11 protein-coding genes are annotated in these 20,799 nt (G+C 23.3%); 10 read left to right on the top strand and 1 reads right to left on the bottom strand.

The features are described 5' to 3' along the window. Position 1 precedes the first annotated feature (1 nt). Both ACZ5EC_RS12210 and ACZ5EC_RS12215 read left to right on the top strand, forming a co-directional pair. Positions 2 to 6,211: an amino acid adenylation domain-containing protein gene (locus ACZ5EC_RS12210; protein ID WP_464302759.1), complete on the top strand. Its 6,210-nt coding sequence runs from the start codon at positions 2 to 4 to the stop codon at positions 6,209 to 6,211. Positions 6,212 to 6,248: 37 nt separating this feature from the next. Next, on the top strand, positions 6,249 to 8,828 hold the full coding sequence (locus ACZ5EC_RS12215) for a non-ribosomal peptide synthetase (RefSeq protein ID WP_464302760.1): 2,580 nt from the start codon (positions 6,249 to 6,251) through the stop codon (positions 8,826 to 8,828). 76 nt (positions 8,829 to 8,904) lie between these two features. Here the strand turns inward: ACZ5EC_RS12215 and ACZ5EC_RS12220 are convergent, their stop codons facing one another. Continuing rightward, complete coding sequence (locus ACZ5EC_RS12220; RefSeq protein ID WP_464301685.1) at positions 8,905 to 10,143, bottom strand: IS110 family RNA-guided transposase; 1,239 nt, start codon at positions 10,141 to 10,143, stop codon at positions 8,905 to 8,907. A 284-nt stretch (positions 10,144 to 10,427) separates the two neighbouring features. Between ACZ5EC_RS12220 and fabD the strand changes: the two genes are divergently transcribed. The 8 genes from fabD to ACZ5EC_RS12260 all read left to right on the top strand — a co-directional run bounded on the left by fabD (position 10,428) and on the right by ACZ5EC_RS12260 (position 20,641). Continuing rightward, positions 10,428 to 11,693, top strand: a complete 1,266-nt coding sequence (gene fabD, locus ACZ5EC_RS12225; protein WP_464302761.1) for an ACP S-malonyltransferase — start codon at positions 10,428 to 10,430, stop codon at positions 11,691 to 11,693. 27 nt (positions 11,694 to 11,720) lie between these two features. Next, on the top strand, positions 11,721 to 13,616 hold the full coding sequence (locus ACZ5EC_RS12230; protein WP_464302762.1) for a beta-ketoacyl synthase N-terminal-like domain-containing protein: 1,896 nt from the start codon (positions 11,721 to 11,723) through the stop codon (positions 13,614 to 13,616). 28 nt (positions 13,617 to 13,644) lie between these two features. Further along, positions 13,645 to 14,952, top strand: a complete 1,308-nt coding sequence (locus ACZ5EC_RS12235; RefSeq protein ID WP_464302763.1) for a UDP-glucose dehydrogenase family protein — start codon at positions 13,645 to 13,647, stop codon at positions 14,950 to 14,952. Positions 14,953 to 14,961: 9 nt separating this feature from the next. After that, on the top strand, positions 14,962 to 15,903 hold the full coding sequence (locus ACZ5EC_RS12240; protein ID WP_464302764.1) for a UDP-glucuronic acid decarboxylase family protein: 942 nt from the start codon (positions 14,962 to 14,964) through the stop codon (positions 15,901 to 15,903). Between the two features lie 65 nt (positions 15,904 to 15,968). Beyond that, on the top strand, positions 15,969 to 17,255 hold the full coding sequence (locus tag ACZ5EC_RS12245; RefSeq protein WP_464302765.1) for an MFS transporter: 1,287 nt from the start codon (positions 15,969 to 15,971) through the stop codon (positions 17,253 to 17,255). 21 nt (positions 17,256 to 17,276) lie between these two features. Then, the gene (locus ACZ5EC_RS12250; RefSeq protein ID WP_464302766.1) at positions 17,277 to 18,596 is read left to right on the top strand and encodes a glycosyltransferase; all 1,320 of its coding nucleotides are present in this window, start codon (positions 17,277 to 17,279) and stop codon (positions 18,594 to 18,596) included. Positions 18,597 to 18,652: 56 nt separating this feature from the next. After that, positions 18,653 to 19,567 carry a CPBP family intramembrane glutamic endopeptidase gene (locus ACZ5EC_RS12255; protein ID WP_464302767.1) on the top strand — a complete coding sequence of 305 codons (915 nt, stop codon included), beginning with the start codon at positions 18,653 to 18,655 and terminating at the stop codon, positions 19,565 to 19,567. 63 nt (positions 19,568 to 19,630) lie between these two features. Further along, on the top strand, positions 19,631 to 20,641 hold the full coding sequence (locus ACZ5EC_RS12260; protein ID WP_464302768.1) for a hypothetical protein: 1,011 nt from the start codon (positions 19,631 to 19,633) through the stop codon (positions 20,639 to 20,641). The last annotated feature ends 158 nt before the right edge of the window (positions 20,642 to 20,799 follow it).

Genomic DNA, 20,799 nt, shown 5'->3' on the forward strand with positions numbered 1-20,799 from the left:
TATGAAAAAAGAGATTATTTTAATTTCAGGAAGAACAAAAGAAGCATTAGATAGAAATACACGTAATATTATCAATTATTTAAAAATGAATAATGATTTAAGGGTAGAAGATATTGCATTTACCTTACAGAATGGAAGAAAAGAGTTTAAATATAGAAGAAGTGTAATAGCAAATAATATAAATGAAATAATTGATAAACTATCATTTGCATTGAATCAAGATATTTATTCAATAGTTAATTCTATTTCTAATAACACTGTTTTTAATTTCAAGAATGAAGAAATAATTAATAATAAAATGTTTTTAGATGCTTATAAAAATAATTTAATGTTTAAAAGACAAATTGATAAATGTAAAGAGTTTCTTCCTGAAAAGGAAAAAATTTTATTTGAAAATTTTATTAATAATAAAATATCTTTTGAACAGATAAGAGAATCTTATTTTATATATGATTTTATATTTAATTTTTCTTTTTCTAAATTATTAATAGAATTGGGTATAATTCCTTATGCACTATTGGGTTCAGGAATTAATGAATTATTATGCGCAACGATTTCAGATGTGGTTTCTATCAGTGATTCATTAAAAATACTTTATGAACTGAAAAATATAAGATCAAATATTAAAGAAGAAAATTTTAGTATTAAAAGTAACGAAAATTTATTTAGGAACATATCTTTAAATTCACCTAAAATTCCATATATTTCATCAAAAACTGGAGATTGGATTAATACAAGCCAAGCAACTGACCATAATTATATATATGAATTATTAATGAATTTTATTGGCCAAAAAACTCCAAGAAAAGATATAATAGAAGAAATTAAACAAAATGATTTAGTTTGTATTTGTTTTGGAAAAGATAATCAATTTAATTATAATAAAAAAAATATAAAAGTGGTATCAATTTTTAATTTATCTAAAGATAAAGAAGAAATAAATTCTGAAGATGATCAATTTGAATTATTCATAAAAAAACTATGGGAATCTGGAATCAAGATAAATTGGAATTTATTATATTCTGAAGTTGAAAGATTTCGAATACCTTTACCTACCTATTCTTTTGAAAAACAAAAATATACTGTTGATATAAACCTATCTAAACTAAATACAATGAATTTAAAATCTTCAGAAGAAGAAATATTAGTTTTTGAAAGAAAAAGGGATATCAAAAATTTTAAAGAACCTGTAAATGATATTCAAAGAAAAATATTAAAAATATTTCAAAAAGTACTGGGTATAAAAAACATAAGTATTGATGAAAACTTTTTTGATTTAGGTGGAGATTCACTTAAAGGTATTGAAATAACTTCACTTTTACAAAAAGAATTTAATGTAAAAATAGATATTGAATCAATTTTTAATAATTCAACAATAGAAAAAATTGCATATATAATTACAAAACAAAATAAAGATAAAAAAGAAATAATAATTCCTGTTGAAGAAAAGGAATATTATCCAATTGCTTCTTCACAAAAAAGGATATTTACTTTAAGCTATTTTGCTCCAGACAATACAGCATATAATTTACCTGTTGCTTTTGAAATTACTGGACCTCTCAATATCAAAAAATTTAAAGAGTCTGTAAAAGAGCTTATAAAAAAACATGAATCTTTAAGAACTACTTTTCATGTTTTAAATAATGAACCAGTACAAAAGATACATAAAGATTTAAAATTTAATATTTCAATTTCTGAAAAAAAAGTATTAGAATCTTTTGATTTAAATAAAGAAATAAAAAATTTTGTAAAACCTTTTGATTTAAGTAAATTACCACTTTTTAGAATTAAGATATTAAAATTACCTGAAAATAAATATTTTTTACTGTTTGATATACATCATATTATTGCAGATGGTACTTCTTTAGAAATAATTGTTAAAGATATAATGAATGCCTATTATGAGCAAATTGAACCTTTAGAAATACAGTATAAAGATTATGTAGTTTGGCAGAAAAAATCTGATAATATTAATAAACTTCTTCTTCAGAAAGAATACTGGATTAATATATTTAATGAAGAAATTCCAGTTTTAAATTTACCTTATGATTTTGAAAGACCACCTCTTCAAAGTTTTGATGGTGATATGATAAGTTTTATAATAAATAAAAATAGGTTGAAAAAAATAAAAAGAATCTGTAGAGAGTTTGATTTAACATTGTTTATGTTTTTGTTCAGTGTATATAATATATTTCTTTCTAAATATAGTAATCAGGATGACATTATTATTGGTGTTCCTACTGCAGGAAGAAATATTCCAGGTCTGGAGAATCTGATAGGGATGTTTATAAACACTTTGCCTTTAAGAACTAAACTTTTACCAAATAAAAAAATAAGTGATTTTTTTATAGAAGTAAAAAAACAAATATTAACTGCTTTTAAAAATCAAGATTATCAATTTGATGAGCTGGTTGATGAATTAAATCTTGTCAAGGATAGAAGTAGAAATCCTTTATTTGATACAATGTTTGTTTTACAAAATTATAGAGAAACAAAAATATCTTTAAAAAATTTAACTTTAAAACCAGTAGAAATTAGTCAAAAAACATCAAAATTTGATATTTCTTTAGAATGTAGAGAAAAAAATGATATTATACTTTGTAATTTTGAATATTGTACCAAATTATTTAAAAAACAAACAATACTTAGAATGATTAAACATTTTTTTAATATACTTGACCAATTGATATTGGATGTAGATCAAAAAATATCTGATATAGAGATTATAACTGAACAAGAGAAAAACCTGATACTGAATAAATTTAATGATACTTTTGTTAAATTTCCAGAAAATAAAACTTTAGTTGATCTATTTGAAAAACTGGTGAAAAGAAATGGGGATAATATAGCCATAATTTTCAATAATACTTCATTTACATTTAATCAATTAAATGAAAAATCAAATCAGATAGCAAATTTAATATTTGATAATAAAAAGGAAAAATCAAAAACATCAGGAGTTGGACTGATTTTAGAAAATTCTTTTGAATTAGCTGCATCTATAATTGGAGTTTTAAAATCTGGAAATTTTTATCTTCCTGTAGCACCAGATACACCAATAAAAAGGATAATTGATATTTTTAAAGAATCAAAAATAAGAACATTAATTTTCCAATCCAAATTTAAAAAAGATATTGGGAAAATTATTAAAGAAGTAAAAAATATAAAAAATTATATTTTAATAGATGATGTAATTGAAACCCAGACTTTTTATGAAGAAATAAAATTTTTTGGAATTGATGAAATAAATAAGCAGAAGAAAAATAATTTAAATTTAAAAATAAAAAATAATGATCTTGCATATATTATTTATACTTCTGGTTCAACAGGGAAACCCAAGGGGGTAATGATTGAACATGGTTCAATTTATAATAATATTTATTGGAGAGTTAAAAATTATAAGTTCAACAAAAATGATACTTCCTTAATTTTGTTTTCATACCATTTTGATGGTTTTGTTACAAGTTTTTTTACTCCTCTTTTATCAGGGTCTAAAATTGTATTTTTAAAAAATAATGAAATTAAAGATCCTGATGTAATTATAAAATATCTGAAAAAATATAAAGTAACAAATTTTATAACAATTCCTTCTCTTTATTTAGCAATATTAAGTTTTTCCAGGGGCGATGAACTAAAGTTTCTCAAAAAAGTAACTTTAGCTGGTGAAAAATTAACAAAAAAGGTTGTTACTAAAAGCTATTTAATAAATAAAAAAATAAAAATATTTAATGAATATGGACCTACAGAGAATAGTGTAGTTACTACTTTTGCAAAAGTTGAAAATGGAAAAGAAATTACAATTGGAAAACCAATTGCTAATATTAAAGTATTAATCCTTAATAAAAACAATAAACTTTTACCACCTGGTATTGCAGGAGAAATTTGTATATCTGGTAAAGGACTTTCAAGAGGATATATAAATAAACTAGAATTAACAAAGAAAAAATTTATAATTAATCCCTATAACAAAAGAGAAAAACTTTATAAGACAGGGGATTATGGTAAATGGCAAAAAAATGGAGATATTTTTTTCTTAGGTCGATTGGATGATCAGATAAAAATAAGAGGATATAGAATTGAACCAGGTGAAATTGAAAATACATTACTTGAATATGAATTTATAGATGAGGCTCTTGTAATTCCTGTGAATTTGGAAGGTTTTAGTTATTTATGTGCTTATTTTACAGCAAAGAAAAAACTAGAAATACAATTAATAAAAAATTTTTTAAAAGATAAACTTCCTGAATATATGATACCTTCTTTTTTTATTCAATTAAAAAAATTCCCTTTAAATTCTGTTGGGAAAATTGATAAGAAATCTTTGCCATTACCTTCATCTCAGCTAGTAAATAGTTATGTTCCTCCAGAAACATTGACTCAAAAAAAATTAATAAAAATTTTAGAAAAAATTTTGGGTATTAAAAATGTTGGAATTAACCATAATTTTTTTGAAATTGGTGGTGATTCTATTAAAGCAATTAATTTTATTGTTAGTTTAAATAATGAGAATATAAATATTAATCTAAATGATCTATTTAAAAATCAAACAATTAGAGAATTATCTTTACTAATTGATTCTCAATCTAATCTATCCATGATGGATGATATTAAACTTATAAATGAAAAGTTAAGCAAAACTTTTGGAGAAAAAATTAAGTTAGTAGTTTTTTATTTAAAAAATTTAAAAATAAATATTCTCTATTTAAATAAGGAAATTGAAAACAAAATGGATAAAATATCAAAATTTTTTATTGAAAATGTTGAAGTTTCTGTACATCCAAATTTTATTATTATGCTTAGCAGTAATGATTCTTTTCCTTCTAAGTATAAATTAGCGACCGATGAGCAATTTATAAATGATGTATTAAGATTGAAGGATATCAGTGATCAAAAAATAGAAAAGATAAAACTAATTCTTAAACAAAATTACAATAATGTAAATTTAAAATTAAAAAATAATAAAAAATTGTATAAATTCCCTCTTAGTGAAATACAAAAATTACATTTATTAAAGAATAATAGAACTACTGGTACTTTTGTAAAGATTGATGGGTTTTTAAATCCTGAAACAATAATAAAATCTTTGATACATCTAATAAATTCACAAGAATTGTTGAGATCTTTTATTATTATTGAAAATGAACAACTATTTTGGCAGGTAGGAGAAAAGATAAAACAACTCAATATAAAAATAATTGACATTGCTGATATTAAACTTGAAAATAAAAAGTTTATTTTGAAAATGATTTTAGAAGAAATGTTGGAAAAGAAATTTAAAGTAGGAAATCTTTTTTATAATTTATTTATAATAAAATATGATTTTTCAACATTTTATATAGGTACTTTTTTTGATCATTCTATTTTTGATGGTATGAGTGTAGAAATTGTAAAAGAGTTTTTAAAAGAATCAATTTATAGGTTGGGAAAAGATAAATTAATTGATAGTAAAAAGACTTTCAAATATTCAGATTATGTAAATCTAATTAAAAAAGAAATAAATTCAAACAATTTAAATAGAATAATTGAAATGTTTAATTTAAAAGAATATGAAATTTATAAAAAATTAGTAGAAGAAATTTTTGAAAAAAAATTAACAGATGAAGTTAATTTATTTCAGTACAAAATTCCTTTACATAATTCTTTTGAAGAAAACAAAATATTTGAGAACTCATTTAAAATATTTCTAACTTTTATTTCAAGATATTTTAATTTACCCAAACTTCCAGTTAAAATAATTCATTTTGGAAGAAGATATAAAAACAATTCTTTTTATAATACTATAGGTGAATTTTTAGATTTTATTCCTTTATTAATTGACTTTAATAATAAAAAAATAGAAGAGATAATTTCTAATGTCAAAAGTTTAATTGAATTTTTAATAGAAAATAATCTGAATTTTTTAACCCAAGCAAATCAAAATAAAACTATAAAAAAATTGATAGCTCCTGAAAAAAATCAAACAGCTTTTATTTTATTTAATTTTCAGGGAAAAATTTCTGAAAATGAAAAACAGTTAATAAATTATTTTAATAAAAATAACAATAAAATGACTAAAGATTCAATTATAAGTACATTCGAGTGTGATGTTTCTTATGATGATAGTTTTATAATATTTAGATTTATTACCTTAATTAAGGATTTTACTAATACAGGGTATTCTTTGTTTAATAATATTGTTAAACAAAATATAGATTTGGTAAATGAAAGCTAAGAGTATTAAATTTATTGATAATTTATGAGAGGATAATATGAGAAAGTATAAAAATTTAATTGAAGTTTTAAAATCAAGGATTGATTCAAATAAAGGAATTACTATTATTTCAGATAAAGACGATGAGGGTTTTTTTACATATAAATATCTTTATGAAAAATCATTAAATTTAAAAAACACTTTATATTTACAAGGGATTAAAGCTAATTCTGAATTGGTGATACAAATTGAAGAACCAGACAAGTACTTATTTTCTATGTGGGCTTGTTTTATGGGTAAAATAATAGCAATTCCTATTTCATCTGGTAATGGGGATGAAAGCAAAATAAAATTAATAAATATTTTAGAAACTTTAAGTAATCCATTTTTATTGACAACAAAACAAAATTATGATAGATTGATAAAATATTCATATAAAAATAATTTAAAAAAATTCAAACAATTTTTAGAAAAAAAAACTGTTTTTTATGAAAATATTGAAAAGATTAATTCAAATATCCAGGAAAATGAAGAAATTAAAAAAAGTGATATAGCTTTTGTACAATATTCATCAGGTTCAACTGGAAATCCTAAAGGAGTTATTTTAACCCATGAAAATTTAATTATAAATATTGAAGCAATGTTGGAGGGTGCAGGTCTAGAGAAATCTGATTCATCTTTAAGCTGGATGCCTTTAACTCATGATATGGGATTTATAGGATTTCATCTTTCTCCTCTTTTTAAAGGTCTAAATCAATTTATAATACCAACTTCAAGGTTTATTAGAAATCCCACAATATGGTTAAAAAAAGCCTCTGAACATAAAGTTACTGTATTATCTTCTCCAAATTTTGGATATAAATATTTTTTAAAATGGTTTAACAGGAATAAAGATAATGACCTTGATCTTTCTAATGTTAGAATAATTTTTAATGGTGCAGAACCAATTGATGTATCTTTATGCAGGGATTTTATTAAAAGTATGAGTAATTTTGGATTAAAGAAAAATGTAATATTTCCTGTATATGGGTTAGCAGAAGCAAGTTTAGCAGTAACTTTTCCTGATAGAAATAAAAAGATAGAATCTATCAAAGTAGATAGAAATTCTCTGAATTTAAATCAAAGAATTAAAGAGGATAATGTTGAAGAAAAAGATTTAATAGAATTTGTTTATGTGGGAACTCCAGTTAAAAATTGTAAAATTAGAATTGTTGATGAAAAAAATAATCTAATTGGAGTAGAGAGAGTTGGATATATTCAAATCAAAGGGAAAAATGTAACTTCAGGATATTATAGAAACCCGGAAGAAACAAAAAAAGCTGTTACCAAAGATGGCTGGCTAAATACCGGGGACATAGGATTTTTAAAAAATGGAAAGCTTGTTGTTATTGGTAGATTAAAAGAGATAATATATTTAAATGGTCAAAATTATTATCCTTATGATTTAGAAAAACTTGCTGAAGAAATTGATGAAGTTGAAATTGGTAAAATAGTATTTGTAGGTGTTTACAATATTAAACTTCAAAAAAATGAAGTTATTGGTTTTCTATTTTACAAGAAAAATCTTGAAAATTTTATACCATTGAAAAAAAAGATTAAAAATTTTATTTTTTCAAAATTAGGAATTAATATAAAAGAAATAGTTCCTGTTAAGAAAATTCCTAAAACAACTAGTGGAAAAATTCAAAGATACAAACTTGCCAATATGTATCTCAATGGAATATTTGATGATATAATTATTCAAATGAAAAAAATTGAATCTAAAGAAAGAAATAATAATGAATCTTCTATATTAAATTTAAATGAAGTTGAAGAACAGTTGTTAAAAATCTGTAAGAACATTTTAAATACAGAAAAAATAAATATCTATGATAATTTGCTTGAATTAGGAATAGATTCCATTTTATTGGTCCAACTCCATGAAAAAATTAATGAAAAATATCCTGGAATAATAAATGTTTCAGATTTTTATAATAATTCTTCAATAGTTTCTCTTGCATCTTTTATTCAATATAAGAAAAAAATAGTTTATGGAATAGCACTTCCAAATATATTAACCATTAAAAAAGAAACATTCACTACATTAAAGTACTTTTTAAAAGAAAATGAAATCGAGCAATTAAAATATATAAAGAATTATAATTTAAATGACCTTTATAATATTTTATTATTATTTACAGGAATTCAAATTAAAAAAGTTTTTAATACTGCTAAAATTTATTTAACATCTTTAAATAATTTTAATTTCAAATATTACTTCATTGATACTAAAGATTTTAAAGATTATTTATTTAATTTTAAAATAAATAAGAAGAATATTGATGTTTTATATGAATACACATTTAATATGATAAAAGAAATAAACTTTTTAAATAATTCACATTCTTTTTTTCCTCTGGTAATAGTAAATAACATAATTTCAGAAAAACGATTAATAGATTATTTTGACTTAATATTAAATCTTAATATTAATAATAACAATAATTGTATCACTCTTATTGCAAATGATAGTTTAAATAATATTAATTTCAATACAGAAAAAGAATTTGATTATAAGAATTTAATAAAGACATTTTTTACTAATTTGATTAATGAATTTCTTGATTTTATTGAAACAATAAATGAAGACATCCTATAATATGTCAACAAAAAAAATAAAAAAAATAGGATGTTGACAATCTAATATAATTAGTGTTCTTTGACATTTATATATATCAGGCACAATGAGGTTTAGCAACAAAAACCTTAACAGGATCATAAATAGAGGAATAAGTATACAAATGCCAGATAATTTTAGCAAGCTTAACCATAACTTTAAAAATAGCTTTTTTAGAATTACCTCCTTTGTTAATTTCATTAAGGTAAACCTGTTTTAATTCATTATTATGCATTAAAGCAGATACAGCACAACAATATAATTGTTTTTTAACAATAGAGATTCCTTTTGATTTTTGATATGTTCTATCTTTAGAACCACTTTGATCTTTACCAGGGTAAAGGCCAATGTATCCTAAAAATTTATTTACATTATTAAATTTATTTAAATCACCACAACAACCAATGATTGTTGCAACTGTTTTTTTACCAACACCAGGGATTGATAAAACAGCTTTTATAGGGTTAATACTATTTTTGTTATTATTATCAGAATAATTAAATTCTAAATTTTTTAATATAAGGTTAATATTTTTTTCTATATTTTTTATTTGTTCAAGAAGAAGTTCTAACACAGTAATTTGATTTCTTAGATTAAATTCATTAGCTTTAATGCCATTATTTGGAGTAATAGAAATTTTAGCAAATTCAATAATTTTTTTAGCTTTATGTTCAGAATTATTGTTACCTTTAATTGATCTAAAAATTTTAACAATATCGTTTTTGTTAGCTTTGGCTAAAGCAAAAGCAGAAGGATATTTTTTTAAAATGGTTCTTGATGTAACATTAAAAGGGTCTCTAAAAACAATATCATACTCATAAAAAGTTTTTTGTAAAATACTTGAAATTCTTCTTTTGAGATTGTATATTTGTTTCATAAGGAAATTGTATTCCTTTATGAGTTCTCTTAGGTTAGAGACATCATTTTCTGGAACCAGTGATTCTTTAATTAATCCAGTAGATAACTGGATAGCAAGATTTAAAGCATCTTGTTTATCAGTTTTGGTATGTTTATTAAAGGATTTAGAGAAATAGGAAGAGGAATAAGGATTAACAAGAGAAATTTTATATCCTTTTTCTCTAATACTAAAGAACACTGGTTTCCAGAAAACATTAGTTGCTTCTAAAGCAAATTCAAAATCATTTTTATTATTTGACAGTTTATTAATAATTTCAAAAAACTTTTTAAAATTCTTAGAATTATGAATTAATTTAAATTTTTTAACAATCTTTCTTTTTTCATTGATAATACAAACTTCAGAAGATTTTTTTGCTACATCAATACCTACAAAAAACATAATTCAACTCCTTTTAATTTTTTTAATATCTGGCATTTGCACAACCTCGAATACACAGTGAGACGAATAACTTCGAATCCTGTAACATCCTGAATATTTGCTAAACAGCCTGATATATAGATTTAAGATGGATAAAATCAAAATTCTTTATTAAGTCTTTAAAAAGACAAGGAGATTTTTATTTGTATTTTATCCATTAAACACATATCATATTTATTATCCCTAATATTATTAGGTTGTCAATAGTACTTTTATTTTTAATATATTATACGAGGAGAAAAAATATGAATAAAAAAGTAGCAATTTTGTTTCCAGGCCAGGGATCTCAATATTCTGGTATGGGGAAACAACTGTATGACAGGTATAATATTTTTAAAAAAATTTTTGATGAAGCTAATGATGTTTTAGGATTTGACTTAAAAAGAATTTGTTTTGAAGGAGATGAAAATATATTAAAAGCAACTGAAAATGCTCAACCTGCAATTTTAACCTTAAGTATAGGGGTATTCAAAATTTTACAGAATGAATTTGACATTGATATAAAATATTTAGCAGGACATAGTTTAGGAGAGATATCTGCTTTAACCTGTTCCAATGCTATTAAATTTGAAGATGCATTAAAAATTGTTAGAAAAAGAGGGTTGTTAATGAAAGAAATTGCGGGGGAAAATTTGGGTGGAATGGTAGCAGTATTTAATTTAGATGAAGAAAAAATTAAAAATATTTTTAAAGAAGAAAATGGTTTAAAATCATTAACTATTTCTAATTTTAATGCACCTACTGAGTTGGTTGTTTCTGGAGAAAAAAAAGAGTTAGAAAAGTTTACTGTTATATTGTCAAAAAGAAATGTTTTTTTTGTTCCTTTAAAGGTAAGTGCGGCATTTCATAATCCTTTAATGCTGGAAGTAGCTAAAAAATTAGGACAGGAATTGAGTAAATATAAATTTAATAATTTCAAAAAACCTGTTATTTCAAATATTGATGGATTACCATATGGAAATCCTGATGAAATTATTGAGAAACTTGAAAAACAAATTTATATGCCAGTGCAATGGATAAAGATCATGAAATTTCTAGAACAAAATGGAATTAATTTTGTTATTGAAGCAGGTGGAAAAAATATTTTGAAAAAGTTAAGTGAGAAAAATACCAAAGTAATAAAATCTGTTGCATTTAATGAATTTGAAGAACCATTTGAAATAAAAGAAAATTTTAAAAAAATAGATGAAAAAGAAATAATAAAAAGAGTTTTAAATAAATGTTTACTGGCATCTGTATGTACAAAAAATAATAATTTTGATAATGATGAATATAACAAAGGAGTAGTTCAACCTTATAATAGTTTACAGAAACTGATTAAGGAAATTGAAGATAAAAAAGTTGAACCAGAAGAAAAGCATATAAATCTGGGTTTAAAATGGATGAAAAAAATATTTGAAACAAAAAAGGTATCAGCACAAGAACAAAAAGAATGGTATAAGGAAATATCAGGAGAACTTAATAAATTAAAGATTTTATCAATTAATTTTAGTAAAGAAATGATTTTATAAAATATACATTATATTAGAGGGAAAATAATGAAGAATAAAAGAGAAATTATTATAGAAGAAAAAATCAATATAGAAAATCAAGAATATAATGATATTGCAGTTATAGGTATTAATTGTTTGTTTCCAGATGCTAATAATATTGATGAGTTCTGGACAAATTTGAAAAATAGTAAATATAGCATAAAATCCTTTCCTGATAATAGAAAAAACGATATAAACAATTATATTAAATGGATTAAAAAAGAAAATAGCAACATTGAATATAAAGATTTATGTCATTTAGATGAAATTGATAAATTTGATCCCCTTTTTTTTAATATTACACCTGACGAAGCTTCAAAAATGGATCCAGTTCAAAGATTATTAATGCAGGTTGTATGGGGGGCATTAGAAGATGCGGGATTGACCCTAGATGTTCTTGATAATTCTAATACAGGAGTATTTATAGGTAAATCTGATTTTAATCAATTAAAATATCATGAACTTTCAAAAGATAAAGATATTTTATTTTGGACAGGATCTATAGATAGTATGCTTGCGGGGCGAATCTCATATTTTTTAAATCTTAAAGGCCCTTCTCTTGTTATTGATACAGCCTGTTCATCCAGTCTGGTTGCAGTTCATAATGCATGTCAGTTTTTAAAATCTAAGGATATAAAAATTGCAATTGCAGGAGGGGTGAATTTATTTATTGCTCCTTTTGCAAAAGAGAAATTAATGATGGAATCTCCAGATAACATTATTAGACCTTTTGATGAAAATGCTAATGGAACTGTATGGGGGGAGGGATTGGGAGTAGTTGTTTTAAAACGATTGGGAGATGCACTTCAGGATAATGACCAGGTTTATGGTGTTATTAAGGCAAGTGGAATTAATAGTGATGGTAGTTCAAATGGTATTACTGCTCCAAATCCTGAATCACAAAAAAGGTTATTAGTAAATGTATGGCAAAAATATAATATCAATCCAGAAAACATTGTTTATTTTGAAACACATGGTACGGGTACAAAATTAGGTGATCCCATTGAAGTAGAGTCTATTACTAAAGCATTTTCAGAATTTACAGATAAAAAAGGTTTTTGCCCTGCGGGTTCAGTAAAGTCAAATATAGGTCATCTAACTTCAGCTTCAGGAATTGCTTCCCTAATAAAATGTCTATTAATTATAAAAAATGAAGAAATTCCTCCAACAGTTAATTTTAAAACCCCTAATACTTTAATAGATTTTGATAATTCTCCTGTTTTTATAAATAAAAATATAAAAAAAATACATTTTAATTCGGAAACTTCATATATTGCTATTAACTCTTTTGGAATAAGCGGGACAAATTGCCATATGATACTTACAAAAAGTAATATTTCCAGAAATGAGATAATTCCTGATAAAAGATATGATATTTTTACTGTTTCTGTAAAAAACAAAAATGTCTTAAAAGAATATATAAATAAGTATTACAAATATTTTTTAAATACTAAAGATTTAAATTTTCATGATGTTTGTTATACGGTCAATACTGGCAGAAATCATTTTAACTATAGACTAGCAATTGTTATTAATAGTTTTAATGAGTTAATTCAAAAATTAAAAATATTGCTTGAAAAAGACAACTTTAATAACCTTGAATCTTATGATATCTTTTATAATTATCATAGAATTAATAGAAAAAATCAAGTTATTGGAGAAAATAGAGAAGTTATTTACAACAATATAAATGAAGTAAATGAGATTTCATTAATTAAAATAAAAAAAATATTAGATCATAGATTTAGTGAAAAACTTTATAAAGATATAGCCAAGTTTTTTGTAAATGGATCAAATATATACTGGGATATTCTATACAAAGGAATGAATGTTAATAAAATACATCTTCCAACATACCCTTTTTTAAGAAGAAGATGCTGGATAAATTATTTAAATAATTAATAAGTAATAGGATTTTAAAGGAGGGTTAATGAAATTAACAATTATAGGGGCTGGATATGTAGGACTTGTTACAGCAGTATGTATGGCTGTTATAGGCCATGAAATTTGTTGTGTAGAAAAGAATCAGAATAAACTTAAAAAACTCAAAAAAGGTGAACCAACTATTTATGAACCCGGTCTTGAAGAGATGTTAAAAGAAATAAATAAAGAAAATAAAATTATTTTTACAGATGATATTAAAGAAGGAGTATTTTTTTCTGATTATATTTTTTTATGTGTAGGAACTCCTCAAGGAGAGGATGGACATGCAGATCTTTCTCAAGTTGAAGAAACTGTTAGAGAAATGAGTAAATATATAGATAAATATAAATTAATAATAGAGAAATCTACAGTTCCAGTAAATACACATAAATGGGTTGAACGAACTATCAAAAGATATATAAAAAATAAAGCTAATTTTGAAATTGCTTCTAATCCTGAATTTCTAAGAGAAGGAACAGCTATAAATGATTTTTTAAATCCAGATAGAATTGTTATAGGTATCAATACTAATAAAGCTAAAAAAATTATGGAGCAAATTTATTTACCATTTAAAGAAAACAATATTCCAATAATTTACACATCAATTCCTTCTGCTGAAATAATTAAACATTCTTCAAACTCATTTTTAGCATTAAAGATTTCGTTTATTAATATGATTTCAGATTTATGTGAAAAAGCAGGAGCTGATATTGAGGAAGTAGCTAATGGGATTGGCCTTGATTCAAGAATTGGAAATCAATTTTTAAAAGCAGGGATAGGATACGGAGGAAGTTGTTTTCCTAAAGATGTAAAGGCATTTATAAGAATTGCAGAGTATTATGGAGTAAATTTTTCTTTGTTAAAAGAAGTGGAAAGAATAAATAAAAGCAGAATTAAAAAGATAATTGATTTAATTTATAATGTATTATGGATTGGAAAAAACAAAACTATTGCTGTATGGGGGTTATCATTTAAGCCAGATACTGATGATATAAGAGAAGCTCCTTCAATTAAAATAGTAAAAGAATTATTGGAAAAAGATGTTAATTTGAAATTGTATGATCCTAAAGCTATGGAAAATTTTAAAAAAGTTTTTTGTGAGAATGAGAGAATTAAATATTTTAAAAATAAATATGAAGTTCTTGAAAATGCTGATGTATTGATAATATTGACCGAATGGGAAGAATTTAGAAATATTGAATATTCAAAACTTAAAGAAAAAATGAAATTCCCAATAATAATTGATGGAAGAAATATGTTTAATAAAAAAGAGATGCAAAATAGAGAAATAGAATATTATTCTATTGGAAGATAAGGAGATAAAATGGGAAAAAACGTTTTAGTAACTGGTGGAGCAGGTTTTCTTGGGAGTTTTTTGTGTAATCAACTTATAAAAAAAGGTGAAAATATTTTTTGTGTGGATAATTTATATACTAGTAATATTGAAAATATAAATCATTTAATTCATCATAAAAGGTTTAAGTTTCTTAACTATAATATTATTAATAATTTTGAAATTAATGAAGATATTGATGAAATTTATAACTTTGCATGTCCTGCATCTCCAATACACTATCAAAAAGATCCATTATTTACGTTAAAAACATGCTTTTCAGGTTCTATAAATTTACTTGAACTTGCCAAACAAAAAAAAAGTAAAATTTTGCAAGCCAGTACTTCTGAAATATATGGAGATCCTGATATACATCCACAAACGGAGGAATATAGAGGAAATGTTAATCCTATAGGTATTAGAGCATGTTATGATGAAGGGAAAAGAGTCGCTGAAACTTTATTTTTTAATTATAAAAGAATGTATGAAATACCAATAAAGATAGTTAGAATATTTAATACATATGGACCTGGTATGGCAATAAATGATGGTAGAGTTATAAGCAATTTTATTGTACAAGCATTAACAGGTGAAAATCTAACAATTTATGGAAGTGGTTTACAAACTAGAAGCTTTTGTTATGTTAGTGATTTAATTAATGGAATAATAAAAACAATGGATACTGACAAAGAAATTACAGGACCTATAAATCTTGGAAATCCAGTAGAATATACAATCATAGAAATTGCTGAATTAATTATTAAATTAACCAGATCAAAATCAAAAATTGAATTTAAAAAATTACCAGAAGATGATCCAAAAAAAAGAAAACCAGATATTTCAAAAGCCAGAAAAATATTAGACTGGAAACCTGAAGTTTCTATTGTAGAGGGATTAAGTAAAACTATTAACTATTTTAAAAAAAAATTGTAAATTTAGGATAACTTATAAAAAAAGAATATAATGATTTTATAATCCAGAAAATATAGGAAATAATAATGTATAAAAATTTAGAGAATACCAGGATACAAAATAAAAAATTATTTAATAAAAATTTTGTTTTACTCTGGCAGGGGCAGTTTGTAAGTCAAATAGGTACTCAGATTTCTGCAATAACTTTAATTTTTTTAATAAAGGATTTAACCAATCATGCTTCTTTAATGGGTTTATCTATAATGATATTTTCTTTAGCTGTTGTTTTATCAACTCCTATTGGGGGGACTATTGCTGATTTTTATTCAAAAAAATTAATTTTTATTTTTTCTGATCTTGCAGGAGGAATTATTTCATTTACTTTAAGTTTTATTATATTTAAGTTTTTTAAATACAAATCATTGATAATTTTTTTCATTTTCCTGGCACAATCAGTATATGGTTTAAATTCAGCTTTTTTTAATACAGCAATGTTTGCTTCAATTCCTTTAATTGTTAATAAAAAAGATCTTACCAAAGCAAACTCATTTAAAAATGCTTCTCAACAAATAGCTATTCTTATTGGACAGGGGATAGGAGGAGTTTTATTCAAACTTTTAGGGGCTGCATTTATTTTTTTCTTTAATGGTTTTACATATTTTATATCAGCATTGAGTGAATGCTTTATTGAAATACCTAATATTAGAGATAAAACCCATAATAAAAGTAATAATTCCAGTTTAAAAACTTTTTTTAAAAATACAAAAGAAGGGTTAAAGTATTTATGGAATGAAAAAGGAATTAGAAAACTTGCTATCTTGTTTGGAGTATATAATTTTTTTCTTCCAGCATTTATAATTTTACTTCCTTTCTATGTTGAAAAATATTTAAAAACTGGCCCTGAATGGTATGGATTTCTTATGGGAGGATTTAGTGGAGGTGCTTTTATGGGTTATGTTTTTATTTCAATGTTAAGTATTTCTGGAGTTTCAAGAAGTAAATTGATTGTATTTTTGCTTTTTATTTTTTCATCAATATCAGGAACATATGGATTTATTTATAATAAATATATTGCTTTACTTTATTATATTCTTGGGGGTTTTATTCTTGGTGCATTTACTATTGTATTTGATACTTCAACTCAGATTATGGTTCCTGAAAATTTACGGGGTAGAGTGTCCGGTGCAATTGGGGTTATATCTCAGGGATTAATGCCTATGGGTATGGTTTTAGCAGGCATAGTAGCAGATGTTACCAATAAAAATATACCAATGATTTATTTAGTTTGTGGATTATTTTTGTTTGTTGCAACTTTATATACATTTGTTAGTGAAGAACCAAAGAAAGTTTTAGCCTGTGAAAACATTATTTAAATAAAAGCAAGGAAAAATATTATGAGTGTTATTTTGATTTTTATGCTTCCTGAGACTGGTCATATTCATAGTACTTTTAAACTTTGTAAGCAATTAATAAATAATGGTCATAGGGTTATCCATGTTGGAATACCTGACATGGAACCTCTTGTAAAAGCTCAAAATATAGAATTTTATAAAATTGGAGAAGAATTTTTCCCAGCTGGATTTTTAAAAAAGATGAATGAAAAAATACTTGAATCTTCATTAATAGGTCAACTAAAAATTTTAAAAAACTATATAAAAACAGCAAGAAAATTATTTCAGGATTTATATTTAAATGAATTTAAAAAAATATTAAATAAATTCAATCCTGATTTAATTATTACTGATGCTTTATTACCTTTTGCAGGAATTATAGCTTCTTCATCTGGTATAAAAGTTCTTTCTTTAAGTATAACTTTGCCTGTTGAATTTACTTTAAAATCACCTCCTATAAGTTCTTATTGTATACCTTTAAATGGATTTAAAAGGAAAACTTGTATAGTATTTAAATGGTTTGTTAAAATATTGGAAATTTTATTCTGGGAGTTTATTGGTATACTTGTTGGGGTAGATTTATGGAAAGAGATAAGGTATCAAGTTAAATTATGGAAATTTCCAAGGAATAAAGTTAAATACATTGCTACTTTTTTACCATATATAAAACTGGAAGAATTAGTTTTGTCTCCTTTAGACTTTGAATTTGATTTTGTGAAATATAAAATGAAGCATTATATTGGTTCTTATATTTATATTGAAAGAAAAGAAGGTGAATTTGATTTTATAAAAAAAGAAAAGACAGATTTTGTTATTTATTGTGCATTTGGTACACAAGCTTTTAGAGTTCCTAAAGTAAAAGAAACTATACAAAATATAATAAATATTGTTTCTAGACATGAAAATTGGGAACTTGTTATTGCAACTGGTTTACATGGAGAGAAATATAAATTTAATCCAAAAAAAGATAATATCCATATTTATAATTATGTTCCTCAAATAAAGATGTTAAAACATGCTGATCTATTTATAACTCATGGAGGATTTAATAGTATAAAGGAATCAATAATTAAAAAGGTTCCTATGCTTGTTATACCTTTAACAAGGGATCAACCTGGTAATGCAAGTCGTGTTGTTTTCCATAAAATAGGATTAGCATGTAAACTTAATAAAGCTAGTGAAAAAAGATTAGAAAAGTTGATAATTGAGGTAAAAAAAAATAAAGAGATAAAATCCAATTTAGATAGAATGGCTGAAAAATTTATCAAAATAGAAAATAAAAAATTAGGATTAGAATTAATTGAAAGAATACTAAAAGATTAAAATTAAATTAATATTTATTTTATTATTAATTATAATATAAGCTGAAGGACTATTGTATGAAAAAAAAATATGGTTTTATTTCAAAAGAAAATCCATGGCATTTTTTTATTATAACTTTTACTTTAACCTGGATTTTCTGGATATCTGCAATTTTATTAAAAAAAAATTTCCACAATTCTATAGTATTTTTGCTTATTTTAGCAGGTGGTATATTTGGTAAATTGATTCCTGCTATTGTTTTGCCATATTTAAACTTTTCAAAAAATGAGTGGAAAGATTTTTTAATAAGAATAATAGATGTTAAAAGAATAAAACCTGAAGGGTGGTTTTATTGCATTTTTTTACCACCAATTTTTGCGATTTTAAGTATAATTGCTGTTTATTTAATTAAGGGATTTCTACCATCTTTTGAAATCCTATTAAACTTTTTAAAAAATCCTTTAAAATTATTTTCTTTTATGATTTTTATATTTTTATACGGTCCTTTACCAGAAGAGATGGGGTGGAATGGTTATGAACTTGATATAATGCAGAAAAAATATAGTGCTTTAGTTTCAAGTTTAATAATTGGTTTTTTCTGGGGATTGTGGCATTTACCTTTATTTTTTATCAATGGTACTTATCAACATGATGTAATTGGGTTTAATTCATCATTATTCTGGTTAACTTTCTTACCTGGTGTAATAACATTGCAAATTTTACAAACATGGTTATATAATAATAATTTAAGAAGTACTTTAACAACAGTATTAATTCATTTTATGGTGAATCTAACTGGTGAATTATTGAAATTAAACCCAATTCATGAATATTTTAGAACTCTTTTCAGTGTTATTTTTGTATTAATTATATTGATAAGATATGATTCTGGAACTTTTTTGAGAAAAAATAGCATTTATTTGAAAAATAAGTCTTTTAATATTCCAAATTATAAAAGAGTTAATTTTTTTAAATTAATAAACTTTGAATAAAAGGCTAAATAATTGAAAAAAGGAAATTAATATTTTTCATTTTAGCATGATCAGGAGAAAATTATGCAAAAAATTAAAAAGAGATTATCTTTTTTGTTTATAATATTTTTTGTTTACAATATTTTTACTTTTGCAAATAATAAAAATATCCCATTTAATCCTGATGTCTCTTTTAAAAATGTTTACACAATAAAAAAAGTAGATAATATTGAATTTATATTTCCTATAAAAAATTTTTTCTATTATCTGGAGTTAACAGGATATAAATTAAAAGCAAAAATTAATGAAATAGAAAGATTAAATATTAAAGGTATACTTAGAACAGATTATTTTAAAAATAAAATTGATAAAATGATAATTTACAAAAGTATTTATAAAGATAAATACTATTATGATTATGTTTATCGGGAATATAGAGAAATAAATTTTAATAATATTAAATGTTATCTGGGAATTTCTGGATTTTCAAAATATCAATACCATTTTGAAGATAATAGGAATTATGTAAAAACAAAAAAAAACAAAACTATTTCTTTTATTTATACTATAATAAGACAAAATGATCTATATCCCTTATTTTATTTTAGGATATATTTTGATTTGAAAAAAAACAGAATTTCTTATGAAATCATGGAAATTCTTAATAATGAAGAAATAAATTGTTATGTCCTTGAAAACAGTAATAATAAACAAAAGGTAACCAATGGTATAATAAAAACCAGAATAAACAAAATTAATTTTAGCTATTATAATATATTTGATATTATTAGCTGTATTAATTATGATCAAATTCATAAAATTGAAAATATAATGGTTTATGATTGGACAATGCTAAATCTACCATTTTTTCTAAAAATATTTATTAACAGTTTTTCAATGAGTTTAAAAGTTAAAGAAATAAAATTTAAATTTAATAATAATTTATATTCATGTTATGATTTAACATTAATTGGTAAAGTTTTATTTTTTATAAACAAGTTTAATTTTATAATTGATAAAAAAAGGAAAATTTTACTTAAATTAACATCAACAAATAAATATCAACCTGAACTTATTTTGGTTGGTGAATATTAAATTAAATAAATTTTATTTATTTTGTTTATAGAATATTTATTAAAAAACATAGTTTAATTCATTATATAAACAAAATTTATTCAGTATTTAAAATTTAAATAAAGTTTTTATTAAAAAGAGTATTTGAAATAAAAATTAAATTTTGAAAATTAAAATAA

The sequence above is a fragment of the Exilispira thermophila genome (assembly GCF_055389015.1).